Origin of the sequence: uncultured Neisseria sp. (assembly GCF_951230505.1) — a bacterium.
In the GTDB taxonomy this organism is placed as follows: Bacteria; Pseudomonadota; Gammaproteobacteria; order Burkholderiales; family Neisseriaceae; genus Neisseria.
In genome coordinates this window covers 1-6,954 of record NZ_CATNVN010000097.1, presented here as the reverse complement: position 1 = coordinate 6,954, position 6,954 = coordinate 1, and the positions used below count along the sequence as shown (strand labels likewise).

Here is a 6,954-nt window from a genome sequence, read left to right as displayed (position 1 = left end):
TGTCACGCCGGGGGTCGCGGGTTCGAGCCCCGTCCGCCGCGCCATTATTTAAAAAGCACTGATAATATCAGTGCTTTTTTATTTGTCTTAACAACTCAATTAAGCTGCAAAAATAGAAACAGGTAAGTACAGAGTATTGAAATACTCTTCAACCTTAATTTTCTTATCATTCAATAAAGGCCGTCTGAAACTATTAAAGTTTCAGACGGCCTTTAGTCTATTGAAACAATAGATTAGATATCCAATTCTGCCGTATCACCTTCTTTTTCCATCCATGCGCGGCGGGCGGCGGCTTCGCCTTTGCCCATCAGTTTGACGAAGATGTCGCGTGTTTCATCATCCGCGCCTTTGGGGATTTGTACCTGCAACAGGCGGCGGGTGTCGGGGTGCATGGTAGTGTCTTTGAGCTGGTCGGGGTTCATCTCGCCCAAGCCTTTGAAACGGCTGATGGAATAAGCAGTTTCTTTAACACCTTCTTTTTGTAATCGCTCCAAAATGCTGTCGAGTTCGTTTTGGTCGAGGGCGTAGAATTTGCGGGCGGGTTTGCTTTTGCCTTGTGCGTTGACATCGACGCGGAACAGCGGCGGCTGGGCGACGTAGATATGTCCGTCGGCAACCAGTTTGGGGAAGTGGCGGTAGAACAGTGTCAGCAGCAAAACTTGAATATGCGAGCCGTCCACGTCGGCATCGGACAGGATGGCGATTTTGCCGTAGCGCAGGCCGCTTAAATCGGGATTGTCGTTGGTGCCGTGCGGATCGACACCGATGGCGACGGAAATATCATGGATTTCGGCGTTACCGAAGAGCTGGTCGGGGTGGACTTCGAAGCTGTTGAGCACTTTGCCGCGCAGGGGCAGGATGGCCTGTGTGGCTTTGTCGCGGGCGAGTTTGGCGGAGCCGCCGGCGGAATCGCCTTCGACGAGGAAGAGTTCGTTTTCGCGGATGTCTTCGCTTTCGCAGTCGGTCAGCTTACCGGGCAGGACAGCGACGCCGCTGCCTTTTTTCTTTTCAATTTTTTTAACCGAACGCATCCGTGCTTGTGCCTGACGGATAGCGAGTTCGGCGATTTTTTTGCCGTAGTCCACGTTTTGGTTTAGCCACAATTCCAAAGGGTCACCCGATACGGCGGCAACGAGTTTCAACGCGTCGCGGTTGGTCAGTTTGTCTTTGGTCTGACCTTGGAATTGCGGGTCGAGGACGCGGGCGGAGAGGACGAAGGCGATTTTGCTGAACACGTCGTCGCTTTGCACTTTCACGCCGCGCGGCAAGAGGTTATGCAGATTGATAAAGTTGTTGACGGCGTTGAACACGGCTTGTTTCAAGCCTGCTTCATGCGTGCCGCCCAAAGGGGTGGGAATCAGGTTGACGTAGCTTTCGTTGGCACACGAGCCTTCTTCCAGCCAAGTCAGGGCAAACGCGGCACCTTCACCAATGCTGAAATCGCCGTTGTGGCCGTCTGAAATGTAGTTTTCACAAGAGAAGATAGGTACGGCTTCCTGAGCGTCGGCAATCAGATCGGTCAAATAGCTTTTCAGGCCGTCCGGGTAGTGCCAAGTTTGGGTGTATGCTTCGTCTTCGCCTTTGACCGGACGGGTCAGGGAAACGCGCACGCCCGGCAACAGCACGGCTTTGGCGCGCAGCAGGCGTTCGAGTTCGGGAATGCTGTAATTCGGGCTTTCAAAATATTTACCGTCCGGCCACACGCGCACTTCAGTACCGCTGTCTTTGACGGCGCATTTGCCCACTTCGGTCAATGGCTCAATGACGTCGCCACCGGAAAAGACGATGCGGTGGACTTTGCCTTCGCGTTTGACCGTTACTTCAAGGCGGGTGGAAAGGGCGTTGGTAACAGATACGCCGACGCCGTGCAGGCCACCTGAAAAGGCATAGGCGCTGCCGCCGTCTTTTTTGTTGAACTTGCCGCCTGCGTGCAGACGGGTGAACACGAGTTCGACTACGGGTACGCCTTCTTCAGGGTGCAGGCCGACGGGAATGCCGCGGCCGTTATCACGGACGGAAAGTGAACCGTCTTCATGAATTTGCACGTCGATTGCAGTTGCGAAACCACCCAACGCCTCGTCCGCCGCGTTATCAATCACTTCCTGACAGATATGGGTTGGGCTGTCGGTACGGGTGTACATGCCGGGGCGTTCTTTGACCGGCTCCAAGCCTTTGAGGACGGTAATGCTGGATTCGCTGTATTGATTGTTTTTAGCCATAGGAATAATGTAAAGGCCGTCTGAAAAGATGAAAAACAACGCTTTCAGACGGCCTGAAAGCGTTTGGGTTATAGGTTTTCTATTGGATTGCGACGGATAAAGTCTTCATAGCTTTCTATGCCGCGCAAGAAACGGGAGAGTTCGGTCAATGCGTCCAAATATACGCCGCGCTTGAAGTCGATGACTTCGTCAACCGGCGCCCAGTATTGGTGCCAACGCCAGCCGTCGAATTCAGGATGGTGGCAGGCACGGAGGTTGACGTCGCTGTCGCGGCCGACCAAACGCAAAAGATACCAAATCTGTTTTTGTCCGCGATACGAACCGCGCCATTCGCGGCGCACCCAGTGGCTGGGAACGTCATAACGCAACCAGTCGCGCGTACGGCCAACGATTTTGATGTGTTGCGGCAACAAGCCGACTTCTTCGTACAATTCGCGGTACATGGCGGTCTCAGGACTTTCGCCCGGCTTGATGCCGCCTTGCGGAAATTGCCATGAATGTTCGCGTACGCGTTTGCCCCAAAAGACTTCGTTACGTTCGTTAATCAGGATAATACCGACATTGGGGCGATAGCCTTCTCTGTCTAACACGGGGTCGCCCTTCATTAAATTCAATCGTGCAATTTTCCCACAAATTGGGCGGTTTTGACAAATCTTGAGGCCGTCTGAATAAGCACACAGTTTTTTCCAGACGGCATGAAACCGTTTCTGAAAAAATGTTGTTTATGAATAAAACCATAGCTTCAGGCCGTCTGAAAAGGGAGAATTTTTTCTGCTTTAAGGTCTTGCATTCAAAAGCTTTTTGCCGTTTAATGCAAACCTTGCTGAATCAAGGGCAAAGGACACATGCCGGCCGCCCCCACAGTTTCCCTTTTGTAAGTGGCATCTGCCACCGCTGCAATATTTTTACCCCCCGAACAAAAGGTCTGAAACCATGAAAAAATCTTTGATGGCGGCGGCAATCGTGAGCCTCGTCTTGACTGCGTGTAGCGGTGGAAAAGAAACCGCCGCAGAATCTTCCGCATCTCAAACTCAAACTTCTTCCTCTCAAACGGATAAACTCAATATCTACAACTGGTCGGATTATGTTGATCCTGCCACGCTGTCTGCGTTTGAAAACAAAACGCATATCAACGTCCGCTACGATTACTACGACAGCAACGAAGCGCTGGAAGCCAAGCTGCTGACCGGCAAGTCGGGTTATGACCTGGTTGCGCCGTCTATTGCCAATGTCGGCCGCCAGATTAAAGCCGGCGCGTATCAAAAAATCGACAAATCGCAAATTCCCGATTACGCCAATATCGATCCCGATTTGTTGAAAATGATGGAAACCGTCGATCCGGGCAACGAATATGCCGTCCCTTATTTCTGGGGTATCAATACGCTGGCGATTAACAAACAGCAGGTTCAAAAGGCTTTGGGTACGGATAAGCTGCCTGAAAACGAATGGGATTTGGTGTTTAACCCTGAATACACCCAAAAACTGAAATCCTGCGGCATCAGCTATTTCGACAGCGCCATCGAGCAGATTCCTTTGGCTTTACATTATTTGGGCAAAGATCCGAACAGCGAAAACCCTGACGATATCAAAGCCGCCGTCGATATGATGAAAAAAGTGCGTCCTGACATCAAACGCTTTACCTCATCCGGCTATATCGACGATATGGCTGCCGGTAATCTTTGCGTATCGGTAGGCTACGGCGGCGACCTCAATATTGCCAAAACCCGTGCCAAAGAAGCCGGAAACGGCGTTGAAGTCGAAGTATTGGCGCCGAAAAGCGGCGTCGGTATTTGGGTGGATTCGCTGATGATTCCGCGTGATGCGCAAAATGTGGCCAATGCACACAAATATATCAATCACACGCTCAATCCGGAAACAGCGGCCAAAAACGGCAACTATGTGACTTATGCTCCGGCCAGCCGTCCGGCGCGTGATTTGATGGATGAAAAATACACCTCTGACGAATCGATTTTCCCAAGCAAAGAATTGATGGAAAAAAGCTTCATCGTCTCCCCCAAGTCAACCGATGCGAGCAAACTCAGCGTTCGCTTGTGGCAGGCTTTGAAAGCAGGGCGATAATTAAAATTGAAATTTGAATACTCAGGCCGTCTGAAACAGTTTTTCAGACGGCCTGAGTGTTATAATTGTCAACACTTTTCAAATATCCTATGAGGAGAAACAGCGTTATGAACAATTCAGTCATCACCGTCATCGGCAAAGACCGTGTGGGCATTGTGTACGACGTTTCCAAAATTTTAGCGGAAAACCAAATCAATATTCTCAATATCAGCCAACAGCTGATGGACGATTTTTTTACCATGATTATTTTGGTGGATACTTCAAAATGCACCAAATCGCGTCAAGAGGTTTTGGATTTGTTTGCGGAAGAGAGCAAAAAACTCGCGCTTGATATCCGTATGCAAAACGAAGAAATTTTCCAAGCCATGCACCGTATTTAAGTCGGAGGGAGAGTCATGAGTATTCAATCCGGCGAGATTTTAGAAACCGTCAAAATGGTGGCCGACCAGAACTTTGACGTGCGCACCATTACCATCGGCATTGATCTGCACGACTGTATCAGCAGCGATATCAATGTGTTGAACCAAAATATTTACAATAAAATTACCACAGTCGGCAAAGACTTGGTGGCGACGGCAAAATATCTGTCTGCCAAATACGGCGTGCCGATTGTGAATCAGCGCATTTCCGTTACGCCAATTGCCCAAATCGCGGCGGCCACCCATGCTGATTCCTATGTCAGCGTGGCGCAAACTTTGGATAAGGCTGCCAAAGCCATCGGCGTGTCCTTTATCGGCGGCTTTTCTGCGCTGGTGCAAAAAGGTATGTCGCCTTCGGATGAGGTACTGATCCGTTCCATTCCCGAAGCCATGAAGACTACCGATATCGTGTGCAGCTCCATCAATATCGGCAGCACGCGTGCCGGTATCAATATGGATGCGGTCAAGCTGGCAGGCGAAACCATCAAACGTACGGCTGAAATTACGCCCGAAGGTTTCGGCTGCGCCAAAATCGTCGTGTTCTGCAATGCGGTGGAAGACAATCCGTTTATGGCGGGCGCGTTTCACGGTGCGGGCGAAGCGGACGCCGTTATCAATGTCGGCGTATCCGGCCCGGGTGTCGTAAAAGCCGCGTTGGAAAATTCAGATGCAACGACATTGACCGAAGTTGCGGAAGTAGTGAAGAAAACTGCTTTCAAAATTACCCGCGTGGGCGAACTCATCGGTCGCGAAGCCTCGAAAATACTGGGCATCCCGTTCGGTATTCTTGATTTGTCGCTGGCACCGACCCCCGCCGTCGGCGACTCGGTGGCGCGCATCCTTGAAGAAATGGGCTTGAGCGTCTGCGGTACGCACGGCACGACGGCTGCCTTGGCATTGCTGAACGATGCCGTGAAAAAAGGCGGCATGATGGCTTCCAGCGCGGTCGGCGGCCTGAGCGGCGCATTTATCCCTGTTTCCGAAGACGAGGGCATGATTGCAGCTGCCGAAGCCGGTGTGCTGACACTGGACAAACTCGAAGCCATGACAGCCGTCTGCTCCGTTGGTTTGGACATGATTGCCGTCCCCGGCGATACGCCTGCTCATACCATTTCCGGCATCATCGCCGACGAAGCCGCCATCGGCATGATCAACAGCAAAACCACCGCCGTGCGTATTATTCCGGTAACCGGCAAAACCGTCGGCGACAGCGTTGAGTTCGGCGGCCTGTTGGGCTACGCGCCTGTAATGCCGGTCAAAGAAGGCTCATGCGAAGTGTTCGTCAACCGAGGCGGTAGAATCCCGGCTCCGGTTCAATCGATGAAAAACTGATTGGATTGATAAATAAAAGGCCGTCTGAAATTGATTTTCAGACGGCCTTTAATGCTGTTTTTTATCGGCGATGTTGCGGTTGAAAATGTGGTAGTTTTCTTTGGCAAAGCCGATGTTGTAGGGCGCGCTGATGCTGCGGATTAAAACCAAATCGCGGTTGCGCACCAATATGGTGGGATCGATAACGACATCATATTGCCCTGCAATCGAGCGGCCGGTTTCCCGATACGAGCGGCTGCTTTTGGCTTGGACAATATGCACCGCGTCGATATGCGGATTGGCGTCAAACAGGCTGCGGTTGGCCTCGGTGCAGACCACGCCGATGCGGATGTGCGGCGCGGATTTTTTGATTTCGCGAAAGGCAAACGAGCTGACGATGTAGTCGCCGATTTTGCCGTCTTGGCGCAAAAACAGAATACCGCCGATATTCTCCGGCGCAAGCGGCTTTTCAGACGGCACCGGCGCACGGTCGAGCCACGCCTTGCCCGCACGGATGCGCAGCGTTTGCAGGCGTTTTTTGATGGCTTTGAACAGGGTTTTAGCGGTCATTTTTGGGGTCTTTTGGGTGCGGACGGCCTATTCGTTCCCTCTCCTGCTTGCGGGGGAGAGCTAGGGTGGGGGCGTTTGCGGCTTCGGGAACATTACGAGGCGGCGGCAAAGCGTTTCTGTGAAACGCCACCCCCTCCCCAACCCTCCCCCGCGCGAGCGCAGGAGAGGGAGTTGGAAACCGGTCGTTTTCAGTTTTTCAGACGGCCTTTTACCGAATCGTTTTGCTGTAAATATATTGCAGCCCCTTTGTGCCCATAAAGGTTCGCCCCGTATCGGCAAATCCGCAGCTTTGGTACAGGCCGATGGCGGCGCGGTTGGCGTGGTGTACGCCGAACACGATTTCGTCGCAGTCGGGC

General features: G+C 52.0%; 6 protein-coding genes. 3 read left to right on the top strand and 3 right to left on the bottom strand.

Annotated features, from left to right (window positions below):
* Window positions 1–233 precede the first annotated feature (233 nt).
* Entirely contained in the window at window positions 234–2,219 is a 1,986-nt protein-coding gene (gene parE / locus Q1M25_RS06945) for a DNA topoisomerase IV subunit B (protein WP_300483283.1), read from the bottom strand.
* 68 nt (window positions 2,220–2,287) lie between these two features.
* Window positions 2,288–2,824, bottom strand: a complete 537-nt coding sequence (locus Q1M25_RS06940; protein WP_049336237.1) for an RNA pyrophosphohydrolase — start codon at window positions 2,822–2,824, stop codon at window positions 2,288–2,290.
* A 328-nt stretch (window positions 2,825–3,152) separates the two neighbouring features.
* Between Q1M25_RS06940 and Q1M25_RS06935 the strand changes: the two genes are divergently transcribed.
* The 3 genes from Q1M25_RS06935 (at window position 3,153) to Q1M25_RS06925 (ending at window position 6,049) form a co-directional block, all read left to right on the top strand.
* On the top strand, window positions 3,153–4,298 hold the full coding sequence (locus tag Q1M25_RS06935) for a polyamine ABC transporter substrate-binding protein (RefSeq protein ID WP_300483279.1): 1,146 nt from the start codon (window positions 3,153–3,155) through the stop codon (window positions 4,296–4,298).
* Window positions 4,299–4,405: 107 nt separating this feature from the next.
* Window positions 4,406–4,678: an ACT domain-containing protein gene (locus Q1M25_RS06930; RefSeq protein ID WP_003680574.1), complete on the top strand. Its 273-nt coding sequence runs from the start codon at window positions 4,406–4,408 to the stop codon at window positions 4,676–4,678.
* A gap of 15 nt (window positions 4,679–4,693) precedes the next feature.
* Window positions 4,694–6,049 (top strand): PFL family protein, encoded by a 1,356-nt coding sequence (locus Q1M25_RS06925; RefSeq protein WP_300483275.1) that lies wholly within the window; start codon window positions 4,694–4,696, stop codon window positions 6,047–6,049.
* A 48-nt stretch (window positions 6,050–6,097) separates the two neighbouring features.
* Here Q1M25_RS06925 and Q1M25_RS06920 read toward each other — a convergent pair whose 3' ends face one another.
* Complete coding sequence (locus tag Q1M25_RS06920; RefSeq protein WP_300483273.1) at window positions 6,098–6,598, bottom strand: hypothetical protein; 501 nt, start codon at window positions 6,596–6,598, stop codon at window positions 6,098–6,100.
* Between the last annotated feature and the right edge of the window lie 356 nt (window positions 6,599–6,954).